Source organism: Vibrio profundi (genome assembly GCF_043642225.1).
GTDB classification, from domain to species: domain Bacteria; phylum Pseudomonadota; class Gammaproteobacteria; order Enterobacterales; family Vibrionaceae; genus Vibrio; species Vibrio profundi_A.
Map to the genome: position 1 here is coordinate 204,575 of NZ_JBHZSF010000006.1, position 23,993 is coordinate 228,567.

29 protein-coding genes are annotated in these 23,993 nt (G+C 44.6%); 11 read left to right on the plus strand and 18 right to left on the minus strand.

Features of this window, described 5'->3' with window-relative positions; genetic code table 11:
- Positions 1–6: 6 nt before the first annotated feature.
- Together thiP and thiQ are read left to right on the plus strand one after the other, a co-directional pair.
- Positions 7–1,608, plus strand: a complete 1,602-nt coding sequence (gene thiP / locus ACHUFI_RS12035; protein WP_394249393.1) for a thiamine/thiamine pyrophosphate ABC transporter permease ThiP — start codon at positions 7–9, stop codon at positions 1,606–1,608.
- Positions 1,602–2,306 (plus strand): thiamine ABC transporter ATP-binding protein, encoded by a 705-nt coding sequence (thiQ, locus tag ACHUFI_RS12040; protein WP_394249395.1) that lies wholly within the window; start codon positions 1,602–1,604, stop codon positions 2,304–2,306. The genes thiP and thiQ overlap by 7 nt, the downstream gene beginning before the upstream one ends.
- A gap of 57 nt (positions 2,307–2,363) precedes the next feature.
- On the opposite strand, the gene yjgA is transcribed toward thiQ, so the two are convergent.
- Positions 2,364–2,885: a ribosome biogenesis factor YjgA gene (gene yjgA / locus ACHUFI_RS12045; protein WP_394249397.1), complete on the minus strand. Its 522-nt coding sequence runs from the start codon at positions 2,883–2,885 to the stop codon at positions 2,364–2,366.
- Positions 2,886–3,002: 117 nt separating this feature from the next.
- On the opposite strand from yjgA, the gene pmbA reads away from it, so the two are divergent.
- Positions 3,003–4,346 carry a metalloprotease PmbA gene (gene pmbA, locus ACHUFI_RS12050; RefSeq protein WP_394249399.1) on the plus strand — a complete coding sequence of 448 codons (1,344 nt, stop codon included), beginning with the start codon at positions 3,003–3,005 and terminating at the stop codon, positions 4,344–4,346.
- 78 nt (positions 4,347–4,424) lie between these two features.
- Here pmbA and mgtE read toward each other — a convergent pair whose 3' ends face one another.
- The 12 genes from mgtE to ACHUFI_RS12110 form a co-directional block, all read right to left on the minus strand.
- The gene (mgtE, locus tag ACHUFI_RS12055; RefSeq protein WP_394249401.1) at positions 4,425–5,780 is read right to left on the minus strand and encodes a magnesium transporter; all 1,356 of its coding nucleotides are present in this window, start codon (positions 5,778–5,780) and stop codon (positions 4,425–4,427) included.
- Positions 5,781–5,908: 128 nt separating this feature from the next.
- Positions 5,909–6,184: an HPr family phosphocarrier protein gene (locus ACHUFI_RS12060; protein WP_394249403.1), complete on the minus strand. Its 276-nt coding sequence runs from the start codon at positions 6,182–6,184 to the stop codon at positions 5,909–5,911.
- A 2-nt stretch (positions 6,185–6,186) separates the two neighbouring features.
- On the minus strand, positions 6,187–7,056 hold the full coding sequence (gene rapZ, locus ACHUFI_RS12065) for an RNase adapter RapZ (RefSeq protein WP_394249405.1): 870 nt from the start codon (positions 7,054–7,056) through the stop codon (positions 6,187–6,189).
- A gap of 1 nt (position 7,057) precedes the next feature.
- Positions 7,058–7,519, minus strand: a complete 462-nt coding sequence (gene ptsN, locus ACHUFI_RS12070; protein WP_394249407.1) for a PTS IIA-like nitrogen regulatory protein PtsN — start codon at positions 7,517–7,519, stop codon at positions 7,058–7,060.
- A gap of 1 nt (position 7,520) precedes the next feature.
- On the minus strand, positions 7,521–7,808 hold the full coding sequence (gene hpf, locus ACHUFI_RS12075) for a ribosome hibernation promoting factor (protein ID WP_394249409.1): 288 nt from the start codon (positions 7,806–7,808) through the stop codon (positions 7,521–7,523).
- Between the two features lie 26 nt (positions 7,809–7,834).
- Positions 7,835–9,310, minus strand: a complete 1,476-nt coding sequence (locus ACHUFI_RS12080) for an RNA polymerase factor sigma-54 (protein WP_394249411.1) — start codon at positions 9,308–9,310, stop codon at positions 7,835–7,837.
- A gap of 54 nt (positions 9,311–9,364) precedes the next feature.
- Entirely contained in the window at positions 9,365–10,090 is a 726-nt protein-coding gene (gene lptB, locus ACHUFI_RS12085) for an LPS export ABC transporter ATP-binding protein (protein WP_394249413.1), read from the minus strand.
- Between the two features lie 2 nt (positions 10,091–10,092).
- The gene (gene lptA / locus ACHUFI_RS12090) at positions 10,093–10,587 is read right to left on the minus strand and encodes a lipopolysaccharide transport periplasmic protein LptA (protein ID WP_394249415.1); all 495 of its coding nucleotides are present in this window, start codon (positions 10,585–10,587) and stop codon (positions 10,093–10,095) included.
- Positions 10,568–11,131 (minus strand): LPS export ABC transporter periplasmic protein LptC, encoded by a 564-nt coding sequence (gene lptC / locus ACHUFI_RS12095; protein WP_394249417.1) that lies wholly within the window; start codon positions 11,129–11,131, stop codon positions 10,568–10,570. The genes lptA and lptC overlap by 20 nt, the downstream gene beginning before the upstream one ends.
- Positions 11,128–11,685 (minus strand): 3-deoxy-manno-octulosonate-8-phosphatase KdsC, encoded by a 558-nt coding sequence (gene kdsC, locus ACHUFI_RS12100; protein WP_394249419.1) that lies wholly within the window; start codon positions 11,683–11,685, stop codon positions 11,128–11,130. Before kdsC ends, lptC begins: the two co-directional genes overlap by 4 nt.
- The gene (gene kdsD / locus ACHUFI_RS12105) at positions 11,685–12,656 is read right to left on the minus strand and encodes an arabinose-5-phosphate isomerase KdsD (RefSeq protein ID WP_394249421.1); all 972 of its coding nucleotides are present in this window, start codon (positions 12,654–12,656) and stop codon (positions 11,685–11,687) included. The genes kdsC and kdsD overlap by 1 nt, the downstream gene beginning before the upstream one ends.
- A gap of 49 nt (positions 12,657–12,705) precedes the next feature.
- Complete coding sequence (locus ACHUFI_RS12110; protein ID WP_394249423.1) at positions 12,706–13,671, minus strand: calcium/sodium antiporter; 966 nt, start codon at positions 13,669–13,671, stop codon at positions 12,706–12,708.
- A 263-nt stretch (positions 13,672–13,934) separates the two neighbouring features.
- Here ACHUFI_RS12110 and mlaF point away from each other — a divergent pair, with 263 nt between their 5' ends.
- From mlaF to ACHUFI_RS12150, 8 genes are all read left to right on the plus strand, one after another.
- The gene (gene mlaF, locus ACHUFI_RS12115) at positions 13,935–14,729 is read left to right on the plus strand and encodes a phospholipid ABC transporter ATP-binding protein MlaF (protein WP_394249425.1); all 795 of its coding nucleotides are present in this window, start codon (positions 13,935–13,937) and stop codon (positions 14,727–14,729) included.
- 1 nt (position 14,730) lies between these two features.
- The gene (mlaE, locus tag ACHUFI_RS12120; protein ID WP_394249427.1) at positions 14,731–15,510 is read left to right on the plus strand and encodes a lipid asymmetry maintenance ABC transporter permease subunit MlaE; all 780 of its coding nucleotides are present in this window, start codon (positions 14,731–14,733) and stop codon (positions 15,508–15,510) included.
- Positions 15,511–15,512: 2 nt separating this feature from the next.
- Positions 15,513–15,998, plus strand: a complete 486-nt coding sequence (gene mlaD / locus ACHUFI_RS12125; RefSeq protein WP_394249429.1) for an outer membrane lipid asymmetry maintenance protein MlaD — start codon at positions 15,513–15,515, stop codon at positions 15,996–15,998.
- 8 nt (positions 15,999–16,006) lie between these two features.
- Positions 16,007–16,642 carry an ABC transporter substrate-binding protein gene (locus ACHUFI_RS12130; protein ID WP_394249431.1) on the plus strand — a complete coding sequence of 212 codons (636 nt, stop codon included), beginning with the start codon at positions 16,007–16,009 and terminating at the stop codon, positions 16,640–16,642.
- Entirely contained in the window at positions 16,642–16,950 is a 309-nt protein-coding gene (locus ACHUFI_RS12135) for an STAS domain-containing protein (RefSeq protein ID WP_394249433.1), read from the plus strand. The genes ACHUFI_RS12130 and ACHUFI_RS12135 overlap by 1 nt, the downstream gene beginning before the upstream one ends.
- A 13-nt stretch (positions 16,951–16,963) precedes the next feature.
- Positions 16,964–17,218 (plus strand): BolA family iron metabolism protein IbaG, encoded by a 255-nt coding sequence (gene ibaG / locus ACHUFI_RS12140; RefSeq protein WP_137358671.1) that lies wholly within the window; start codon positions 16,964–16,966, stop codon positions 17,216–17,218.
- A gap of 8 nt (positions 17,219–17,226) precedes the next feature.
- A complete protein-coding gene (gene murA / locus ACHUFI_RS12145) occupies positions 17,227–18,492 on the plus strand; it encodes a UDP-N-acetylglucosamine 1-carboxyvinyltransferase (RefSeq protein ID WP_394249435.1) in 1,266 nt (421 codons plus the stop codon).
- Positions 18,493–18,602: 110 nt separating this feature from the next.
- Positions 18,603–19,343 carry a 1-acylglycerol-3-phosphate O-acyltransferase gene (locus ACHUFI_RS12150; RefSeq protein ID WP_394249437.1) on the plus strand — a complete coding sequence of 247 codons (741 nt, stop codon included), beginning with the start codon at positions 18,603–18,605 and terminating at the stop codon, positions 19,341–19,343.
- 80 nt (positions 19,344–19,423) lie between these two features.
- Here ACHUFI_RS12150 and ACHUFI_RS12155 read toward each other — a convergent pair whose 3' ends face one another.
- From ACHUFI_RS12155 to arcA, 5 genes are all read right to left on the minus strand, one after another.
- A complete protein-coding gene (locus ACHUFI_RS12155) occupies positions 19,424–19,813 on the minus strand; it encodes a RidA family protein (protein ID WP_394249439.1) in 390 nt (129 codons plus the stop codon).
- A 126-nt stretch (positions 19,814–19,939) separates the two neighbouring features.
- Positions 19,940–20,401: an aspartate carbamoyltransferase regulatory subunit gene (pyrI, locus tag ACHUFI_RS12160; RefSeq protein WP_394249441.1), complete on the minus strand. Its 462-nt coding sequence runs from the start codon at positions 20,399–20,401 to the stop codon at positions 19,940–19,942.
- A 14-nt stretch (positions 20,402–20,415) separates the two neighbouring features.
- A complete protein-coding gene (gene pyrB, locus ACHUFI_RS12165) occupies positions 20,416–21,345 on the minus strand; it encodes an aspartate carbamoyltransferase (protein WP_394249443.1) in 930 nt (309 codons plus the stop codon).
- 245 nt (positions 21,346–21,590) lie between these two features.
- Complete coding sequence (gene argF / locus ACHUFI_RS12170) at positions 21,591–22,595, minus strand: ornithine carbamoyltransferase (RefSeq protein ID WP_394249445.1); 1,005 nt, start codon at positions 22,593–22,595, stop codon at positions 21,591–21,593.
- Between the two features lie 153 nt (positions 22,596–22,748).
- The gene (gene arcA, locus ACHUFI_RS12175; protein ID WP_394249448.1) at positions 22,749–23,969 is read right to left on the minus strand and encodes an arginine deiminase; all 1,221 of its coding nucleotides are present in this window, start codon (positions 23,967–23,969) and stop codon (positions 22,749–22,751) included.
- Between the last annotated feature and the right edge of the window lie 24 nt (positions 23,970–23,993).

Genomic DNA, 23,993 nt, shown 5'->3' on the forward strand with positions numbered 1-23,993 from the left:
GTAACTATGCAAAATAACACGCCTAAGGTCGGCTACGCGGTTGCGTTTATTATTTCGGCCTTTGTTATTTCTTCGGTTGGGGCATTGCTAAGCAATGCCCCTTCTCTTGATATTAGCCAAGTATGGTCTGACCCTTATTATTGGCATGTCACCAAGTTCAGCTTTTATCAAGCATTCCTTTCGACACTCCTGAGTGTTGGGTTCGCTATCCCTGTTGCTCATGCCCTGTCGCGTCGTCGTTTTTTCGGGCGAGAGCTGCTTCTGAAATTATTCGCTTCCACTCTCGTGCTACCCGTTTTAGTGGGGGTATTTGGTTTACTGGCGATTTATGGAAACAGTGGCTGGTTAGCCAAAGGGTTTCAATGGTTTGACTCTAAATTGCCTTTTTCCATCTACGGGCTAAACGGCATCTTATTGGCTCACGTATTTTTCAATTTGCCATACGCAAGCCGCTTGTTACTGCAAGCGCTCGATACCGTCCCTGCAGAACAGCATAAACTTTGTGCGCATTTAGGCATGAGCTATTGGAATAAATTTAAATGGATTGAATGGCCTCGACTTCGCCAACAATTGCCTCATGTTTGTGGCTTGGTTTTTATGCTCTGTTTTACAAGTTTTGCCGCAGTAATGGCATTGGGCGGAGGGCCGAAATCGACCACTATTGAACTGGCTATCTACCAAGCGATCAAATTTGATTTCGATCTGCAAGCTGGCGCTCTGCTTGGTATTTGGCAGATGCTGCTTTGCGGAATCCTGACGATCAGTATCCAGAAATTATCGAAGCCACTTTCGGTGGCGTCAGGTCAGCTATCTCAAGACAAATTTATAGTGAAAGATAACTTGTGGTCAAAAGCTTGGGATAGCTTTTGGATCATGGGAGTACTATTGCTAGTGCTACCACCGTTGTTGATGGTGCTGGTGAGTGGGGTTAACCATCAAGCCTTTCAAGTTTTGACGAGTGATGCGTTTTGGACTGCACTGTGGACGTCTTTTAAAGTCGCGGTACTCGCCAGTGTTTTTGCGCTTGGGGCAGGAATTGCAATCTTGTTAACGAGCCGAACGTTGCGCTTAAAATCTCAACATCTTAAAGCCGATAAAATTGAATTGATTGGCACCATTATTTTGGTCACACCGGGATTGGTGATAAGTACGGGCTTGTTTTTACTGTTGCGCGCTATCACGGATGTCTTCAGCTTAGCTTTTTTTGTTGTCGTAGCTGTCAACAGTTTGATGGCATTGCCTTATGTGATTAAAACCCTTGCTCAACCACTGTTGCACCTTGCACAACAGTATCAATACCTATGCCCAAGTTTGGGGATGACCGGTTGGAATCGCTTTAAGTTAGTTGAGTGGCGGGCATTGCGAAAACCCATGGCACAAGCGTTTTCGATCAGCTTCATGTTGTCGATTGGCGACTTAAGTGCGATAGCCTTATTTGGTAGCCAAGACTTTAGAACTTTACCTCTCTACCTATTTCAACTGCTCGGTAGCTATCAGATGGAAGCCGCTGCGGTGGTATCGGTGACCTTATTACTGCTCAGTGTTGGGGCCTTCAGTGTCACTGAGAGAATCTTTGCTTCATCCCAACGGAGGAAAGCGACATGCTAACGTTACGCAACGTGCATTATCATTATCAAAAAGAGCTGTTCACCTTCGACTTCGAGGCGAAACAAGGAGATATCGTTGCCTTGATGGGACCGAGTGGTGCTGGCAAATCGACGTTATTGGCATTGGTGGCTGGGTTTATTGAGCCGACCGATGGCGATATTGTTGCTAGTGACCAATCGCTTGTCGGCCTTGAAGCGCATCAGCGGCCTTTGGCAATGCTGTTTCAAGAACACAACTTATTTGCACACCTGACCGTTCGAGAGAATATTGGTTTAGGGTTGCATCCGGGATTGAAGCTAACTGCGGAACAGAAACGGTTAGTGACAGAAGCGGCTCAGCAGGTTGGAGTGGGGGATTACCTTGATAGGTTGCCCGAGCAATTGTCAGGCGGTCAGAGACAACGGGTGGCGCTAGCAAGGTGCTTTGTTCAGCCTCATCAAATTTGGTTGTTAGATGAGCCTTTTTCCGCCTTAGACCCGATCCTCAGAGAGGAGATGCTGGCGTTAGTACACAAGCTTGCGATGGAAAGGAATATTACCGTACTCATGGTCACCCACCATATCGGAGATGCTCGGAGTATTGCGAATAAATTTGCCTTTGTCGCGCAAGGTAAAGTGCTGGTGGCCGATACCATTGATCAACTGACGGTTGAACATTCGGAACCAATTTTGAGTGACTTTGTTAGAGCGGGTAATTAACGCGAAGTTAGAAAAGAAAAAACCTAGCAAGTGCTAGGTTTTTATTTGATCGGCTTATTAATCTTCATTTAGCTCTTTAAGCAGTTGGAAGATTTCGCGGAATGCTTTTGCTGGTTTGTTCGCTTTCTTTTCTTTGTTAGCTTGGCGAGCAAGCTGACGCAGACGTTGGCGATCGACACTTGGGTGTGCATCTACCACTTCAGCTATCGCGCTGTCGCCTTTTTCAACAATGCGATCTCGCATTTGTTCAAGCTTGTGCAGTTCTGCGGTTGCTTGAGAGTGTTTGTTACGAACCTTGTCTAGAGCCAGTTGAATTGGCTCTGGGTCAATGTTACGCATCAACTTGCCAATGTATTGTAGCTGGCGACGTTTTGCTTCATTTTTAAAGCGTTGCGCGTCTTTGATTGCATCAGCTAAGTCTTCTGATAGTGGAAATTTTTCCAACACAGAAGGCTTAAGTGTGACTAACTCTTCACCTAATTCTTGAAGCGCTTCCATGTCTTCTTTCATTTCGGTGCGACTTACCCAAATGATTTCTTCTTCAGGTTCCCAAGGGGCTTTCTGATTTTTGCGGGCCATCTTTTCTGCCTATATCACTATCTCATACGAATATATGGCTATTTTAGCAAGAATCGTGGGGAGAATGCGAAATTCTTGTTATCCTACGTAATATTGATATTAAAAATTAGATTAGATATGGATGTGAAACAGCAAGTCGCTCAGCAGCGTGTTGAGCTAGAAGCCGCCGTAGCCAAAGCGTTAGATATCGCGGCAGCAGGATCCGACGCGGCAGAAGTAGCAATTACTAAGTCTACTGGATTAAGTGTTTCGACCCGCATGTGCGAAGTAGAGAACGTTGAATTCAATAGTGATGGCGCGCTGGGTATCACAGTATATCGTGGTCAGAAGAAAGGCAGTGCGTCTACTTCTGATTTAAGTGAACAAGCGATCGCACAAACTGTTGCAGCCGCACTTGATATCGCTCAGTACACCTCTGAAGATAAGTTTGCCGGTCCCGCGCCGAAAGAACTTATGGTTCAAGATATTCCCGATTTAGATTTATTCCACCCAGACGAGCCAAACCCAGATGTTGCCGCAGAAATTGCGATTGCAGCAGAAAGACAAGCTTTGGCTTACAGTGACAAAATCAAACAAAGTGATGGCGCAAGCTATGACAGCCACTATGGCGTGAAGGTTTACGGTAATAGCCACGGGTTACTGGCAAGTTATGCTTCTAGCCGTCATAGCACGAGCTGTTGCGTGATTGGTGAGGGTAAGAATGGTGAAATGGAGCGTGACTATAGCTACACGCTAGCACGTCATCGTGATGATCTCTGGACGCCTGAGCGAGTTGGCCAAGAAGCGGCAGAAAAAACGGTGAGCCGACTAGATGCTCGCAAACTTGCAACGGGGCAGTACCCAATCATGTTTGCGGCTGATGTGGCGACTGGCTTGATTGGCCACTTAGTGATGGCGATTAGCGGCGGGAATCTATACCGTAAGTCTTCGTTTCTATTAGATCATCTAGGCAAACAGATTCTTCCTGAATGGTTCAATATTTCAGAGCGTCCTCATATTTTGCGTGGCTTGGCATCTAGCCCATTTGATAGTGAGGGTGTCTTTACTCAAGACCGTGAGATCATTACAGATGGTGTATTGGCGACTTATCTGCTAACTAGCTACTCTGCTCGTAAGATGGACATGACGCCGACGGGCCATGCTGGTGGTATCCATAACTGGTTTGTGAAATCGACCGGTCAAAACTTCAATCAAATGCTAAAAGACTTAGGCACAGGCTTTTTAGTGACTGAGGTGATGGGCCAAGGCGTGAATACTGTCACGGGTGATTACTCACGTGGTGCGGCAGGATTCTGGGTTGAGAATGGTGAAATTCAATACCCGGTATCTGAAGTTACCATCGCGGGTAACTTGAAAGATATGTTTAATCAGATTGTTGCAGTGGGCGATGATGTTGAGACCCGCTCACAAATCCAAACGGGTTCTATTCTCGTTGAATCGATGAAAGTGGCTGGAGAATAATCCCTGCGACTTGATGTAAAAAAGGCTTGATGATTATCAAGCCTTTTTTAATGCGTTCAATACAGACATTGGTGTCAATTAGATGAGTATCGTTGCCAATCCAAGGAAGACGGATAAGCCAATAACATCAGTAATGGTTGTTAATGCCATCCCACCAGCAAGAGCTGGGTCAATATTCATTTTCTTAAGCATGACAGGAATGGTCACACCGGCAATGCCAGCAACGATTAAGTTGGTCATCATCGCTGCTGAGATGATGCCTCCTAGAATCCAGTTTCCTTTCCAAGCGACCACGATACCGCCAATGATGCATGCCCACAGGATACCGTTTAGGAAACCGATCGCGGCTTCTTTGAGTAACAATTCACGTTTGTTACTGTCACCAATATGGCCGAGTGCTAAGCCACGGATCACAAGCGCAACAGTTTGGTTGCCCGCGACTCCACCCATCGATGGAACGATGGTCATCAACACAGCGATGGCCGCCATTTGATCGAGTGTAGCTTCAAACATGTTAGACACTGACGCAGCGGCTAATGCTGCAAGTACGTTAGCGCCTAGCCAGACACTTCGGCGACGAGCTGATTTTACGACTGGCGCGAAAGTATCTTCGTCGTCATCCATACCTGCCATACTCATCATTGAGTGTTCAGCATCTTCACGAATGACGTCAACCACGTCATCGATGGTGATACGGCCAACGAGATGTTGGTTTTCATCGACAACTGGAGCCGAGACCCAGTTTCTACGTTCAAACAAGCTCGCAATATCAGATGCGCTGGTTTCAACCGCAATCGCTTCGTCTGCGTTATCCATCACTTCGGTAACGGGTACGTCAGGCTGCGTAGTGATTAAGGCGGTAAGCGAAAGATTACCTATTAGTCGGCTTTCTTCATCGATAACATATAGTGTATCTGTGGCTTCAGGGAGTTCGCCACGCATACGCATATAACGCAGGACAACATCGATGTCGACATCTCCTCGAATGGTCACCACGTCGGTGTTCATCAATGCGCCAGCGGAATCTTCTGGGTAAGATAGAGCAGTTTCAACTAAGACACGATCTGCGGAGTCCATTTGAGAAAGGACTTCTCGAGATACGTCGTCGGGTAAGCTACGAAGTACGTAAGCAACATCATCGGTTTCCATACCTTCGGTTGCTTCTGCCAAAGTCTCAGGTGCCATTTTGGACACGAGTGCATCTTTGACGTCTTCGTTTAGTTCATCAAGAATCTCACCGTAATCTTCGGGATCGGTAAGCTGCCAAAGCACTTCACGACTCTTGCGTGGGGATGCTTCCAGTAGGTGTGCAATGTCTTCCGGCTCCATATCTTGGAGTTGACGGCGCACATGAACAAAGCGGCCATTTTCTAGCGCTTCGCTGACTTCTTGGAGGGTTTGGTGAGCTTGGTCGAATTCTAATTGCTCTGCCATGTTTCCCCCTACCTCGTTATTCTCACAATGCTTTGAATAGTAACTTAATTCTAGGCCTTATTTAATAATAACTTGGGGAGGAGCAAGATTTAATTAGATGGTAGTACCAATGAGGAAAGAAAAGAGGGCTACTCGCCCTCATCGAATTTGTCTTCAATTAAGCTGCATACGGCATCCAAAGCTTCTTCAGCATCGGATCCATTTGTCTGAATGGTGATGTGTTGGCCTTGGGCCGATTCAAGCATCAAAAGTCCCATGACGCTATCTGCTGTGGCTTGCTTATCTTCTTCACTTTGGATAGTGATGGTTGATTCATAGCTTTGCGCCAGCTCGACGAGTTTCACAGCGGCACGAGCATGTAACCCTAACTTATTTTGAATTAGGACAGTTCTATTCAATTCCAAAATCAATCCTTTTGATTTTTCTCGAGTGAGGCGTGACGAATTTGAACTTGATGGCCAAGCTTAGAAAAGTATTCACCAATTTTTTGGGTGAGATAGACAGAACGATGTTTACCGCCTGTACAACCAATCGCAACGGTTAAGTAGCTTCGGTTGTTTTTTTCAAGCATAGGTAGCCACTGTTCTACAAAGCCTTGAATTTGTAGTTTGAGTTCAATGACTTCTTGATGCTTTTCCAAAAAGGAGTGGATTGGAGCATCAAGCCCTGTCATTGGACGAAGATCGGGCTCCCAGTGTGGATTGGGTAAGAAACGAACATCAAACACATAATCAGCATCACTTGGTAAGCCAAATTTGAACCCAAACGACTGAAATACAATGATTAAGTCTTGCTTCTCACGACCTTCAATTTTTAGCCTAACCATTTCACTTAATTCATAAAGGGTTTGGTTACTGCTATCTAAAATGAGGTCGGCTTGACTGCTTAAAGGGGTGAGTAGTGTTTTTTCGAGTTCAATCGCTTGATCTAAAGAAAGCTTTTCTTCATTAAGTGAAAGCGGGTGAATCCGTCTAGTTTCACTGTAGCGTTTGAGTAGCGTGGCTTTGTCTGCGTCTAAAAAGAGAACATCAACTTCTACTTCACTCGACGCTTTCAGTTTGTCCAGAGTTTCTGATACGAGTGATGGCTCTTTCGGCAAATTGCGAATATCAATGCTGACTGCGACGTTTTGCTTACTGTCTTTAACAGAGTCGACAAATGCATCGAGCAGACTGACGGGAAGGTTGTCGACACAGTAGTAGCCAAGATCTTCCAAAACGCGGAGCGCAACACTTTTTCCTGCTCCAGATTGGCCACTCACAACAATTAAGCGCATGTTATTGCTCGCAGGTCTGTACGTTAGTCATGATTTCATACAGTTCTTGATCGCTACCCGCATTGCGTAGTTGCTTCAAGATTTGCTTGTCGTTTAAACGCTCTGCCATACAAGAAAGGGTTTTGAGGTGCTCTTTACATTGTTCGCTTGGAACAAGTAAGGCAAACAGTAGGTCGACAGGGCGGTTATCAATCGCATCAAATTCAATTGGATCTTGGCATTGCAGAAGTACAGCGATGGCTTTGTCACTTGAGTTCATACGCGCATGGGGAATGGCGATTCCATTTCCGATGCCAGTACTGCCCATTTTTTCACGGCTGAGCATGCATTCGAAAAGTTCGGTCGAATCTTGCCCTGTGCTTTCAGCCACAATTTGGCTGATCATTTCTAGGGCTCTTTTTTTGCTTGTGCATTGGACTGCACTTCTGGTGCAGTCCAATGAAAGTACTTCGCTTAGTTGCATTTTAGTGACTACTTAACTTTTCTTTATGCTTGTTGAGTTGACGAACAAGTTTATCTACGAGGGAATCTATTGCTGCATACATGTTTTCATCATCAGCCGTCGCGTGGATATCGCCTTGATTAACATGCAGGGTTGCTTCTGCAATTTGATGAACTTTCTCAACGCGTAATACAACTTGAACGTTGTTAATATGGTCGAAAAAGCGTTCAAGCTTTCCAAATTTTGAGTGAACATAGTCTTGCATTGAATCGGTAAGATCAACGTGATGGCCTTGAATATTGATTTGCATAGACTTTCCTTTTCAGTTTATTGGCCTTATAGCAGGCGTTTACGCTGACTCGATGGCGCGATGCCTAGAGATTCACGGTATTTTGCTATTGTCCGTCTAGCAACCTGAATTCCTTGGTCAGCCAGTAAGGCAGCAATCTTGCTATCACTGAGTGGTTTGGCGATGTTTTCTGCCGCAACCAGTTTCTTGATCAGTGCGCGTATTGCTGTTGATGAACACTCTCCACCATTGTCAGTATTGACGTGACTAGAGAAGAAGTATTTCAATTCAAATATCCCACGAGGGGTATGCATGAATTTCTGCGTAGTGACACGAGAAATCGTCGATTCATGCATGTCTACATCCAGTGCTACATCATTTAGCACCATAGGTTTCATTGCTTCTTCGCCATGTTCGAAGAAATCGTGCTGATGTTCAACAATACATCGTGCAACTTTGAGCAGCGTCTCGTTTCGACTTTCTAGGCTTTTAATTAACCACTTTGCCTCTTGCAAATTCGAACGGATGTACTGGCTATCAGCACTGTTACCTTTGCCAAGTTGAGCATACTGTTGATTAACTTTGAGTTTAGGAACGCTGTCTGGGTTGATGGTGACTAGCCACTTCCCACGCTCTTTGAACACCGACACATCCGGAACCACGTATTCCGTTTCGTCTGGGGTGATCTTGCTGCCGGGTCTTGGATCAAGCTGTTGGATTAATTGAAGAACTTCGCGTAGTTCTGCCTCTTTTAACTTGGTCTCTTTGATCACAAGTTTGTAATCACGGTTACCTAATTGGTCGATGTGATTGGTCAGAACTAGCTTCGCTTCGCTGAGCCAAGGCGTATCTTCTGGGAACGTCGCTAGTTGCAACAATAAGCAGTCTTGTAGGTTGTTAGATGCGACGCCCAGGGGATCGAATTGTTGGACACGTTTTCGAACGGCTTCAATTTCATCGAGTTCGATGTCTTCATTGTCGAAACTTTCTAAAATATCTTCGATGCTGATGGTGAGATAGCCATAATCATCAATCGCGTCGATAATCGCAAAAGCGATCGTTCGGTCGGTTTCGCTAAATGGGGTAAGGTCGAGTTGCCACAATAAGTAGTCTTGAAGGCTTTGCGTGGTTTCACCTTGGTAGACTGGCATGTCATCGTCTACCGCAATACCGGTGCTACCAGTATTGGCGCTGTAGACGTCTTCCCACGTGGTGTCTATTTCTAGGTCGTTACTGATTTCAGATTTCTCTATGAGATCGGAGCTATCAGGTAAGTCAGATTCAGCCACAGTTTCGGAGTTCGCTTCAGCGGTGGCTTCTTTTTCCTCGTTACGTTGCTTATCGTCAGTAGCTGGAGAGTCTTCGCTGCCTTCTTCGACATCAAGTAAAGGGTTAGATTCGAGCGCTTCTTGAATTTCTTGCTGTAAATCCAATGTCGACAATTGCAACAAGCGAATTGCTTGCTGTAATTGAGGTGTCATTGCTAACTGTTGGCCTAGCTTAAGTTGTAATGAGGGTTTCATTCAGTATTACTTACCTTATTATTATTTTTAGACTTAGCGATGCTCTCTATCTAATCATAGACGGAATTGTTCACCTAGATAAACTTGTTTTACTTGTTCGTTATTGAGAACGTCTTCCGGTGTTCCTTCAGCAATTAAGTGCCCTTGGCTTACAATATAGGCCTTCTCACATACGTCTAATGTTTCACGAACGTTGTGGTCAGTGATTAACACGCCAAGGCCACGATCGCGCAAGTGTTCTATGATTTTCTTGATATCAATGACAGAGATTGGGTCAACGCCAGCGAATGGTTCATCAAGCAGAATGAATTGAGGGTTGGCCGCGAGTGCGCGCGCAATTTCGACACGTCTACGTTCACCACCAGACAATGCCATACCCGCACTCTTTCGAATGTGCTGAATATGAAATTCTTCTAGCAGATCTTCTAGTTTATCTTGGCGCTGTTCATTGGTGAGCTCTTCACGAGTTTGTAGAACGGCCATAATATTATCTTCTACAGAAAGCTTACGAAAGATGGAAGCTTCTTGCGGCAGGTACCCAATACCTAAACGTGAACGATTGTGCATTGGTAAGATACTGATGTCTTTATCATCAATGCTAATTGTACCTTCATCACGGGCAACGAGCCCGACTATCATATAAAACGACGTTGTTTTACCCGCTCCGTTTGGGCCAAGCAAGCCAACAATTTGTCCAGATTCAACTTGCAAGCTAACGTCAGTCACTACTTTACGTTTGCTGTAAGTCTTCGCCAGATTCGTTGCTTTCAATACTGCCATAATTATTTATTCACTTGAGTAGGTTGAAGCACAGTAGAAACGCGTTGTTTGCTATCACCATCAGCAGTCAACTTCTGCGAGGTGATTTCATACGTGATTGTTGTGCCCCTGATGGTATTACCATCTTGGGAGAGCTGAGCTTTATTCGTCATCGTCAATTTATCAGATAATAGCTCGTAGTGCAGATCATCCGCTTGCCCGTTTAGTGTTTTCCCGTCATCAGTTAACTGAGAAAAAGTGGCTGGGTTACCAAATGCTTCAATCGACTGAATCTCGCTAGTTTTACTGTCCTGAGACACTATTACTTTGTCAGCGTTAATATTGATACTGCCTTGCTTTAGCTTAACGTTTCCGATGAACGTAACTTTGCTGCTTTTCATATCAAGCTGCTGGCTGTCTGAGTCAATGTACACTGGTTGTTCAGTGTCTGATGACAGAGCAAGAGCGTTTGGTGCAGCAAGCGAAAATGCTAGCAGGCTAAGGTGTAAGAGTTTCATATCTACCTTGAACGTTATCAAAGAGGGTCGCAGTATTGCTATCGAAGTTTCCTTTCATAGCTTGCCCCTCTGTTTTAAATTGTGGGCCGTTCATTTGGACCGGAGTTTCAGTGTGGAAATCTCGAGAGACCAAATCAATGATAAACTTATCGGTTACCATTGTGTCAAAACTGGCGCCTGGTAATAGGTTTTTTACTACAACGTTGTCATAAAGCGTAAGCACTTGATCTTCGCTCATCACGGCCCTTCTGGCCGTTAGTTGCCACTCGATGGTATGCCCGTCTCTGAAAACCGATAAAATTGGGTCTTCAAAAATCGTGTCACCACTCTTTGAGTAATGATCTAAATGAGAGGACTCTATTTGGTGGCTTCGAATACCTTCTTGGTTATATGAAATATTGTCTAGTTTTGTTCCGCTAAACATAGGCAGCTCAACATTGGGAGCCACCTGAACTGTTTGACCGCCTTCTTTATCAAACAGATAGTAAGCTGACCACGAACAAACAAAAATCAGTACCAAGTAAAGGATACGAGATAGACTCATATACTTAAGCCTTTGTGCACGTCCAGTTCATCACGAGCCTGTAAAATTAAGTCGCAAACTTCGCGCACTGCGCCATGACCACCTTTGATGGTAGTGACATAGTTCGCTCGCTTCACGAGAAGAGGGTGACCATCAGCCACGCATACCTTTAGGCCTACTTTTTCCATTACAGGCCAATCAATGAGATCGTCCCCAATGTACCCCGTCTCTTCTGGAGAGATATTCAGTTTCTGGCAAATATCTTGGTATGCTTTTACCTTATCATCTTGACCCTGATAGATCAGGGAGATACCTAAAGCGGTCATTCGGTTCTCTACAATTTGAGACTTACGGCCTGTAATGATGGCAATCTCGATACCAGCATTCATTAAAGATTTAACACCGTAACCATCTCGGGTATGGAAGGTTTTTAATTCTTCACCATTGTTCCCCATATAAATGCGACCATCTGAGAACACACCGTCCACATCGCAAATCAACAGTTTGATGTTTTTCGCAATAGTTAAAATATCTTGTTCAACTTCACCATAGAGGGTTTCTACAGGTTTTAGCATTACATTACTCCAGCTTTCAGTAAATCATGCATATTCAGTGCACCGACTAATTTGCCGTTTTCGCAAAGCATCAAGCCATTTATGCTTTTTGCTTGCATCATATTTAAACCGTCGACGGCAAGGGTATTTGGCTCTGCTACGGTAGGGTTTGCCGTCATGACATCACCAATCGCAGTGGTGTGTATATCGATACGTTTATCTAGTATTCGGCGTAAGTCGCCATCGGTAAAAATGCCGATCATGGTATTTTGCTCATCGACGATAGCTGTCATCCCGAGACCTTTCTGGGATATTTCAAGCAGAGCATCGCGCACTAATGCGTTAGGGTTGACGGTAGGCAGCGCTTCACCTTGGTGCATGATGTCTTCTAGCTTTAACAATAATTTGCGTCCAAGTGCACCTCCCGGGTGAGAAAGTGCGAAATCTTCGGCGGTGAACCCTCTAGCTTGTAGGAGCGCCATAGCTAACGCATCACCCATTACTAATGTAGCAGTTGTACTCGTGGTTGGCGCTAGGGCAAGGGGACAAGCTTCTTCTGGAACCGTAATTTGCAAATGCAGATTAGATAGCTTAGCCATGTTCGAATTGGGTTTACCAGTCATGCTGATAATGCTGATACTCAAACGCTTTAATACCGGAAATAGGCTCAAAATCTCTGAAGACTCACCTGAATTTGAAATCGCGAGAACGATATCACCAGGTTCTATCATGCCTAAATCACCATGAGCGGCTTCACCCGGATGAACGAAGAATGAAGAGGTTCCTGTACTGGCTAATGTCGCAGCAATCTTATTGCCAATGTGACCGGATTTACCCATCCCCATCACAACCACTTTACCTTGGTTGTTCAAAATAAGTTCACAAGCTTGGCAGAACTGCTCATTAAAGTATTGTTCTAACTGTGTGAGTCCTGCGACTTCAGTGGTCAAGACCTGTTTAGCGACACTACGATAATCAAACTGTTGAGGCATCTAATACTCCAGAGTGTTAGTTCACGTTATCTCTTAATAAATGGAACGATTAAGCTGCCATATTCATGAATAAATAGCCTTGGTATACGAAGAAGCAGACCATTAGAACGCCCCCTTCGATACGATTAACGCTGCGAGACTTACCTAATGCCATCACTACAAGTAATAGTGATACACCAAGCATTACCCAGAAATCACGACCCATAGCAAATTCACTCAGAACCGAAGGGTTGAGAATGCCAGGGATGCCCATGACCGCTAGAATATTGAATACGTTAGAGCCGATGATGTTACCTACCGCCATATCGTCTTCACCTTTCATGACACCTGCTAAAGACGCAGCCAATTCAGGTAGGCTTGTACCGATAGCAATAATGGTAAGGCCAATCACTAGATCACTCATACCAAAGTATTTTGCAATGACTACCGCATTATCAACCAGCAAATCGGCTGCCAGTGGAAGAATAATTAGACCAATTACTACCCACATTGCGGCTTTCGCGTTACTGACACCTTCTGGAATCTCAGACTCTTGCTCTTCAATGAAGGCATCGCCTTTACTTTTTTCTTTACGGCTAATTTGTAGCATCGTAAATAAGAAAGCAGCGAACAGAACAAACAGTAGAACGCCCTCGTAGAAACCTAAATGGCTATCCCATAACAGTGCGCCCGCGAGTAGCGTCACACCAATCATTAGTGGCAATTCGCGGCGGATGACCTCTGAACTGATTGATAAAGGTTTAATTAGGGCGGTAATACCCAAAATCAATGCGATATTCGCGATGTTAGAACCAAGGACATTTCCGACCGCGGTATCTGTTTTACCGTCTAATGCCGCTGTTGCTGAAACCATCATTTCTGGTGCTGAAGAGCCCATCGCAAGAATAGTCATACCGATCACTAGTGGAGAAATACCAACGTTTCGGGCTAATGCCGCAGCACCGAACACTAGTTTGTCTGCACTCCAGACTAAAAAGACGAGACCTACGATAAGAAACGCAACGGCTTCAAGCATGATGATTCCTAAAAAAAATATAAAAAGAGACAATTAACCGCTAATTTTGACGTGTTGCTGATTAAAAGGGAAGTGACTGATGAAATTAATTATTGCCAAACTGTAAAGAAAAACGAAAGCCGTCGAATTTACAGTATTGGTTCGGCAAATTTTATGTCGCTTTATGATTACGCATAGAAATCGAACAGTGCTTTTAATTCTGCACTATAGTGCTTATCATAACGGCAACATTAGTGCTTTATAGCAAGGATAAGAGCGACATTATGCCTATTACTGAACTCGTGAAGGTGAATAATTTAAGCTTCTCACGAGGGAATAGAACCATTTTTGATAATGTCTCACTGCAGGTACCTCGAGGTAAAATTACCGCGATTATGGGGCCTTCAGGAATAGGAAAAACGACATTATTACGCCTGATTGGTGGACAGATCCTTCCTGAGTCCGGAGAGATTTGGTTTGATGGTGAAAATATCCCATCTTTATCTCGACGCAAGTTGTATCGTGCACGTAAGAAGATGAGCATGCTTTTTCAATCTGGAGCACTGTTCACTGATCTGAATGTGTTTGACAATGTGGCGTTCCCATTACGCGAACATACCGAGCTTTCCGAAGAATTAATTCGCAGCATCGTACTGTTAAAGTTGGAAGCCGTTGGTTTACGCGGTGCGGCGCAACTGATGCCAAGTGAATTGTCAGGTGGTATGGCGCGACGTGCCGCTCTGGCTCGGGCTATTGCGCTTGATCCAAACCTTATCATGTACGATGAGCCGTTTGTCGGACAAGACCCGATTACAATGGGGGTTCTGGTTGAGTTGATCCGTAACCTGAATCAAGCTCTGGGACTGACCTCTGTGGTGGTTTCTCACGATGTACCGGAAGTAATGAGCATTGCGGATTGGGTGTACTTGCTTGCGGATGGAAAAGTAATTGCTAGTGGCTCCCCTCAAGAGTTACGTGATAATCCAGATCCGAGAGTCCAGCAGTTTTTGCAAGGAGAAGCCGATGGCCCTGTTCCATTCCGTTTTCCTGCCCGCAGTTTAGAAAAGGACTTGTTCTAATATGATTTCTAATTATGTCGCAAGTGTCGGAAGACGAGCACTTTCGATTTGTGAAGCATTTGGTCGAGCAAGCCTTATGTTGTTCGGAGCGCTTGCCGGAATCCCAAGACTGAAGAACTTCCCATTACTCGTAAAACAGTTGTATAGCGTTGGCGTTCAGTCACTCGCGATCATTATCGTTTCGGGTCTGTTTATTGGTATGGTATTGAGCCTGCAAGGCTACGTGATCTTAATTGATTATGGCGCCGAGGGTAGCTTAGGCCAAATGGTAGCTCTTTCACTATTGCGAGAGCTTGGCCCGGTTGTTACTGCATTACTTTTTGCTGGTCGAGCGGGGTCGGCGTTGACCGCAGAAATCGGTTTGATGAAGGCTACTGAACAGTTATCCAGTTTAGAAATGATGGCCGTTGATCCGTTAAAGCGAGTGATTGCCCCGCGGTTATGGGCGGGATTAATCTCAATGCCGCTGCTGGCGATGATATTCATGGCCGTTGGTATTTGGGGAGGACAGCTTGTCGGCGTGGATTGGAAAGGCATCGACCACGGTAGTTTTTGGTCAGCGATGCAGTCTTCAGTCGAACTAGGGCGAGATATTGGTAATAGCATGATTAAGTGTATGGCTTTCGCTATTACTGTCACTTGGATCGCGTTATTTAATGGTTACGATGCAATACCAACCTCGGAAGGTATTAGCCGCGCAACGACACGTACTGTTGTGCACTCTTCTCTAGCCGTATTAGGGCTAGACTTTGTACTTACCGCATTGATGTTTGGGAATTAATCATGCAGCAAACACGAAAATTAGAATTATGGGTCGGCAGCTTTGTTCTTGCTGGAATTTGCGCAATCTTGGTAATGATTTTTCAAGTTGCTGACGTAAAAGGCTTAGGTTCGAACAATACTTACATACTGAAAGCAACGTTCGATAATATTGGTAGCTTGAAAGTGCGATCGCCAGTCAAAGTAGGCGGTGTGGTGGTCGGTAGAGTGAACAGTATTGAGCTCGATGCCGAAAGCTACTTACCTGTAGTGTCGCTGTCGATCGACGGTCAGTATTCTCAATTTCCAGATACTTCCAGTGCTCAGATTTTGACTTCAGGACTGATAGGCGAACAATACATTAGTCTTGTACCTGGATTTGTATTTGAAGACGAAGAAATGTTGGCTGACGGTGATTTCATTGAGGACACGAAGTCAGCATTAGTATTAGAAGACTTAATTGGGCAAGTACTGTATAGCGTTGGTGGCTCTGACGAGACAGAAGAGTAGAGGCAAGTATGAAAAAAATATTTTTATTGGTAATGACGTTTCTTTTTTCATCTTACGTTTCAGCTCAAGAAATTGACCGGACTCAGCCGTACGCGATGATGAAGCAAGTGGCAGAAGAATCGTTTGAACGTTTAAAAAGCGAACAAGTGAATATTAAACAAGATCCTGAATTGCTCAAGGTGATTGTTGAAGAAGAACTGATGCCTTACATCAATGCTAAATACGCTGCCCTGAAACTCTTAGGCCCGAACTTGAAAGGGGCTGAACGAGAAGATGTCGGAGTATTCATTGAGTCATTTAGAGGCTACCTTGTTACCTCTTATGCTCAAGTACTTACTCAATATACCGATCAAACTATTGAGTTTGGGCCGGAACCTACGGTTAAAGCGAATAGCCGAATTACAAGTGTCAAAGTGGACATTATCGATTCTCCTCGCCCTAATATTAAGCTTGAATTTAAGCTGCGTAAGGACAAGAAAACGGGAGAGTGGAAAGCCTTTGATATGGTGGCTGAAGGCATTAGTTTGCTGTCGAGCAAGCAATCTGAGTGGAATAGCAAAATACGTCAACAAGGTATTTTGGCTGTCGCAGAGGAACTCGAAAAGCTTGCACAGCAACCGATACGTTTTGAGAGCAAGCTATAATGAGCCAATCTCAATGGAAACAGCTCAGCGAATGTGAATTCTCGCTCATTGGCGATCTAGATAGAGATAGCGTCCCTGCGCTTTGGAAAACACTATCGTGTTGGAAAATTAATCAATCTCAGGTCGAGGTTGAATTAAAAAGTGTCAAACGTATCGATTCTGCAGGAATGGTGATGCTAATTCACTTAATAGAGCATGCAAAAAATCAAAACTGTCATATAATGCTCAGTTTCGTGCCAGAACAATTACGAACGTTGTTCCAATTGAGCAATATCCAGCCATTGATGGCAGAACACATAAAAGATTAGGCAGGGGTAATTTGTGGACAGCACAAAAGTACAAGAATTATTAGCAGAGGCATTAAACCTTCAAGAGCTTATTGTTAAAGGCGAAGGTAGCCATTATGAAGTGATCGCAGTTGATCCATGTTTCGACGGAATGAACCGTGTAAAGAAACAGCAACTTATTTACGGCCCGTTGATGGAATACATCCAACGTAATGATATCCACGCTCTTTCTATTAAGGCCTTCACGCCAGAAGAGTGGGAACGCGATAAGAAACTGATGTCTCTGTAAGGTTTAGAATGGAAAAGTTTCGAGTAAAAGGATCGTCAACGCCACTTTCTGGTGAAGTCACGATCTCTGGTGCAAAGAATGCTGCACTCCCAATTTTATTTGCTTCAATCTTGGCGGAAGAACCCGTTGAAGTAAGTAACGTTCCTCATCTACGAGATATCGACACAACCATGGAGCTACTCAAGCGTTTAGGCGCAAAAGTAAGCCGCAATGGCAGTGTGCATGTTGATGGTAGTGAGATTAACGAATACTGCGCTCCGTATGACTTAGTGAAAACCATGCGTGCATCGATTTGGGCATTAGGTCCACTAGTAGCTCGCTTTGGTCAAGGCCAAGTGTCATTGCCTGGTGGCTGTGCTATCGGTGCTCGCCCAGTTGATTTGCATATTCATGGCTTAGAGCAGTTGGGAGCGACAATTGTTCTAGAAGATGGATATGTGAAAGCCAGTGTTGATGGCCGCCTGAAAGGTGCCCACATCGTAATGGACAAAGTTAGCGTGGGTGCGACGATTACCATTATGTGTGCAGCAACGCTCGCTGAAGGCAAAACGGTTTTGGATAATGCAGCTCGTGAGCCTGAAATTGTCGATACCGCTGAATTTCTAAATCAGCTAGGCGCTAAAATCACAGGTGCAGGTACAGATACTATTACTATTGAGGGCGTTGAGCGTCTTGGTGGTGGTAAGCATGCTGTTGTGGCTGACCGTATTGAAACGGGCACTTTCTTAGTTGCTGCAGCGGTATCTGGCGGAAAAGTGGTTTGTCGTAACACCAGTGCTCATCTTCTTGAAGCGGCATTAGCGAAGCTTGAAGAAGCGGGTGCGAAAGTGGAAACCGGTGAAGACTGGATCAGTTTAGACATGACCGACCGCGAATTGAAGGCGGTGAAGATTGTTACAGCCCCACATCCAGGTTTCCCGACCGACATGCAAGCGCAATTCACTTTGCTTAACATGATGGCAAAAGGCAGTGGTGTGATCACTGAAACGATTTTTGAAAACCGTTTCATGCATATTCCAGAGCTACAACGTATGGGCGCAAAAGCTGAGATTGAAGGTAACACTGCGATTTGTGGTGAGACTGAACAACTAAGCGGCGCACAAGTGATGGCAACGGATTTACGAGCATCTGCAAGCCTTGTGATTGCTGGCTGTATTGCAAGTGGTGAAACTATCGTTGATCGTATTTATCACATTGATCGTGGTTACGACAAAATTGAAGACAAACTATCTGCACTAGGTGCAAACATTGAGCGTTTTCGCGAGTCAGGTTAAACTGGCGGATAGTTTGGATATTAGTTAAGACTAAAACCGAAACTTAGGTTTCGGTTTTTTTATAAGTAGTAATTGGTTAGCACGCCTAGCCATGTTCGTGGGGAACAAAAATGATTGCACTGTTACGTGTATTAGCACTCGCAGTATTTGCGGTAGTGATGTTTGTATTTGGTTGTGGTTACTGCTTATTTAGCCCTCGTAACCCAAAGCACGTATTTACTTTCGGTCGTTACTTTGGCCGTATGGCTAAAGTGTTTGGTATCACATTAGAACTGCGTATCCCTGAAGATGCGTACTCTCGTGGTCAGCACGTGTATATTGCCAACCACCAAAACAACTGGGATTTATTTACTGTGTCATCAGCGGTAACGCCAAAAGTGGTGACGGTCGGTAAAAAGAGCTTAGCTTGGATGCCTTTGTTTGGTCAGCTTTACTGGTTAACGGGTAATATTCTTATTGATCGAGCCAATCGTTCAAAAGCAGTGGGCACCATTGACCAAGTTGTTAACAGCTTAAAAGGCAGTGATGTCTCTGTGTGGATGTTCCCTGAAGGAACGCGTTCGCGTGGCCGTGGTTTACTTCCATTTAAAACGGGTGCTTTCCATGCGGCAATTGGCGCTGAACTACCAATTATCCCAATTGTATGTAGCTCGACGGATGGCATTAAATTGAACCGCTGGAACAATGGACACGTGATTGTTGAGATGCTTCCTCCGGTGAGCATCGAAGGCTACGATAAATCGAATGTTCGAGAGTTAGCGAATACGTGTCGTGAGCAAATGAAAGAGAAGTTAGCGTCGCTGGACAGCGAAGTTGAAATGCTCAATCAAAAGAAAGTCGCGTCAAACTAAGCTCATTGCTTGCAAAGAGTTTCTACTAGTAAATAAAAAGGTTGCCGTTATAGGCAACCTTTTTTGTATCTTGAGTTCGCTTATTTACGAACAGCGATAGCTTCAATCTCGATACCAACATCTTTAGGTAGACGTGCAACTTCAACACAAGAGCGTGCAGGGTAGTTAGCGACACCGTGCTCGTCAAAGAACTTGCCATACACTTCGTTCACAGTACCGAAGTCGTTTAGGTCTTTTACAAATACCGTTAGTTTAACGATATCTTTTACGGTCAGGCCTGATGCTTCAACAACGGCTTGAACGTTTTCTAGAGATTGGCGAGCCTGCTCTGCGATATCAGCAGATACTTCACCTGTTGCCGGGTTTACTGGGATTTGACCTGAAGTCAGAACCATATTACCTAGGTCAACACCTTGTACATATGGGCCGATTGCAGAAGGAGCTGATTCTGTGTGAAGTACTTTAGTCATTGGTTATTCCATCATATGTGAGATAAAAATCGGAATTCAGTGTGCCTAGAAATTGAAGTGAGGTAAAGGGCAAAATACCCCGCACAGGCGAGGTATTTCATAGTTTTGACAATGTACCGATTGATCTTATCTTTCGGTGACGATCTCTCTAGAGAACACTTTTTCACAGTACTTGCATTTTAAGCGCACATCTTCGTTCTTTTCGAAGATTTTAAAGCTACTTTCGACCGGCTCATTATGAGTGATGCAGTTCGTATTAGGGCATTCAAACACATCGTTAATTTGCTCAGGAAGCTCTAGAGCCAGCTTCTTAACGACTTCATAATCTTCAATCTGGTTTACCGTTGCGTGTGGTGCATATAAAGCAAGTTTATTGGCTTGCTCTTCGGTAACGAAGACATTTTCAATCTTAAGCAAGTCCTTACCACCTAGTGCTGAAGAAGGTAGGTTCAAACCGATAGTGACTCTTTGATTTGAATTGTGCATATCAAACAACTTAAGCACTTTGATACCAATGTTCGCAGGGATATGATCGATAACTGTACCGTTTTTAATTGCTTCAACTTGCAATTGAGTTTCTTTAGTCATGATTGTCTCCTTGATTACAGGGTTTCATTTAGCACAAGTGCAAGTAATGCTTCGCGCGCGTAGACGCCATTCTCTGCTTGCTCGAAGTAGTAGGCGTGAGGCGTTTTATCAACGTCCGTCGTGATTTCATCCACACGTGGTAATGGGTGCAGTACTTTTAGGTTCTCTCGGGCTTCAGATAGCATTGCTGCCGTTAAAATATAAGCGGATTTGATGTGAGCGTATTCTGATTCATCAAAGCGTTCTTTTTGTACTCGAGTCATATAGAGAATATCGAGTTCAGGAATCACACTTTCCATGTCGGTATGAAGGCTGTATTCAATGCCTGCCTCGTCTAACTCTTCGCAAATATAATCCGGCATTGCGAGCGCTTCTGGCGCGACAAAGTAGAAGCGAACATTGCTAAATTTAGCAAGCGCTTGCGTTAGTGAGTGTACCGTTCGGCCGTACTTTAAGTCGCCGACAAACGCGACATTCAAGTTATCTAATCGGCCTTGCGTTTCGGCGATAGTAAACAGGTCAAGTAAGGTTTGCGTTGGGTGTTGATTCGCACCATCACCAGCGTTAATCACAGGAACACCGTTTGAAAACTCAGAGGCTAAACGAGCAGCACCTTCTTGAGGGTGACGCATGACATAAGCATCTACATATGAAGAGATAACTTGAACCGAGTCTGCCAGTGTTTCGCCTTTTTTCGCTAGCGACGTGTTGCCGCCGCTGTCAAAACCAATGACATCACCGCCAATACGCTGAATGGCGGTTTCAAAAGATAAGCGAGTACGGGTAGATGGTTCGAAGAAACAGCTCGCAATCACTTTGTTTTTAATTAGCTCTGGGTTCGGTTCTGCTTTTAGTTGACCCGCAGTTTGAACAATCAATTCTAGCTCTTCACGTGAAAGCTCTGGAATCGAGATGATGTGCTTTTGATAGAGCGAATTTGCCATGATCTTCTTCCCTACAATTATGTAATAGCCATAAAAAAGCCCCCCAATAAGGGAGGCTCTAAAAACGTACTGAAAAGCGGAAAAGACCATCAAGTAAGCACTTAGGCTTACTAGCAACGTTGAATGTGTTGGCAACATTGATTGGTGTCATTTTCACTACTCTCAGACAAATTGCCGAGAATTATACGCTGAAGATTTGTGATCGCAAGCGATTACATCAAGCTTTTGCTCACGTCATTCTGTGTTTACTGACCGAGCGTCGCGACCATAACCGCTTTGATGGTGTGCATACGGTTCTCAGCCTCATCAAATACAATAGAATAATCTGACTCAAAGACTTCGTCAGTTACCTCTAGGCCATTCATACCGTATTTCTCTGCAACTTGTTTTCCAATGACAGTTTCATCGTTATGGAAGGCAGGAAGACAGTGCATGAACTTAACTTGTGGGTTGCCCGTTTTCTGGATGACATCCATGTTGACTTGGTAAGGCTTCATTTTTGCGACACGTTCATCCCAAGCTTCTGGCGCTTCGCCCATTGAAACCCAAACATCGGTGTACAAAAAGTCACAGCCGTTAACTCCTTCTTCCACGTTTTCAGTTAAAGTGATTTTGGCTCCCGTTGATTGGGCAATTGCTTGGCACTGGTCGACTAGTTCTTGCTCTGGCCAAAACTCTTGTGGGGCAACAAGGCGAATGTCCATACCCATCTTTGCCGCGCCAACGAGCAGTGAGTTACCCATGTTGTTGCGAGCATCACCAAGGTAAGCAAATGAGATTTGGTGTAAAAGCTTACCGCGACCGTGTTCTAGCATGGTGAGGAAATCAGCTAAGATTTGCGTAGGGTGAAATTCGTCGGTTAAGCCATTCCACACTGGTACACCAGCGTGTTCGCCAAGCACTTCTACGATGTCTTGACCAAAGCCACGATACTCGATGCCGTCATACATTCTGCCAAGCACACGAGCGGTGTCTTTCATGGATTCTTTCTGGCCGATCTGTGAGCCTGAAGGGCCAATGTAAGACACTTGTGCACCTTGATCGAACGCTGCTACTTCAAATGCGCAGCGAGTTCGAGTTGAAGCTTTTTCAAAGATCAGAGCGATATTTTTACCCGTAAGCTTTTTTTGTTCTGTTCCTGCATACTTTGCTTTTTTCAAGTCTGCAGATAAATCGAGCAAAAACTGTATTTCTTTTGGAGTAAAGTCTAGTAGTTTTAGAAAGTTACGGTTGCGAAGATTAAACGCCATATCTCGCTCCTTGAGCTTTGAGTATCAAATAAGAGTTTAGTTAAACATATAAATGCTACTTTTGTGAATAATTATTTCAATTTAACTGTAAAAAAAGGCTGATGCGTAACACATCAGCCTTTTTATCGTTTCGCTTAGGTCGAACTTATTCGATTAAATGCCATCACGTTCAATCGGGCAACTCATACAACGAGCGCCCCCGCGTCCTCGGCCAAGCTCATTACCTGGGATGGTTAGTACCTCAATACCTGCTTTGTCGTATTTTTCGTTGGTATAAACGTTACGTTCATAACCAATTACCGTGCCCGGCTTCACCGTTAGAACATTGTTTGCGTCATTCCACTGCTCACGTTCGGCTTCGTAGTTATCGCCACCTGTTGTGATGATCTTAAGGTGATCGAGCCCTAATGCTCCCTCGATAGCAGACAAATAGTTATCCGCTTTCTCAACGCGCATTTCGCCGTTTTCTTTTGGTGTTAGTCGCCAAGTATCAAGATCTTTACGTACGATCTCTGGGTAAACCGAGAAGGTATCGATATCCATGTGTGTCATGACGGTATCTAAGTGCATGCATGAACGGTGCTTAGGCAGATCGATTGCGATGACCTCTTTTGCTTGGCCGGATTTAAATAGGCTAGCTGCTAGGTTTTCAACACCTTGAGGTTTGGTACGCTCAGACATGCCAATAAGAACAGCACCTTTACCGATGACGAGTACGTCGCCACCTTCGATATTGGCGTTATCGTAATGAAGATCTTCGTCACCAAAGTATTTAATGAAGTCTTGGCCTGCAAAAACAGGGTGCCAACGGTAAATCGCGCGAAGATGGTTGGTCTCGCGTTGACGAGCCGGTTTCATCATTGGGTTGAGTGATACGCCGCCATAGACCCAACAAGAAGTATCACGCGTAAATAGGTGATTAGGTAGCGGCTCGATAACGAAGTCTAGTGGTCGGTGCATTTTCGGTAGCATTGACGACGACTGGATTGGCAATTCTGAATAGGCTAAACCACCTAAAAGAATCGTTGCTAAGTGCTCGTTGTCCATTTGCGCAAGGTAGTTACGTAAATCGCGCGCAAATGTTGGACCGTAGCGAAAATCTGAAATCTGAGTGTTCAGTAGCCATTCACGTGCTTCTGGTACGGCTAGCGTTTCAACTAACAAATCGTGCAGCAGCAATACCTCTACGCCTTGATCACGAAGTGTTGTGGCGAATGCATCATGCTCCTCACCGGCAGCTTCTACCGCTAATACATCATCGAAAAGTAGTTCGTGACAGTTTGATGGGGTGAGGTGGGTGAGTGCTCGTTCTGGTCGGTTTAATAATACTCGTCTTAACTGACCAACTTCAGAGCCAACGTACAGCTTACTCATTTTGCATCCTTACTTTTAATCCAG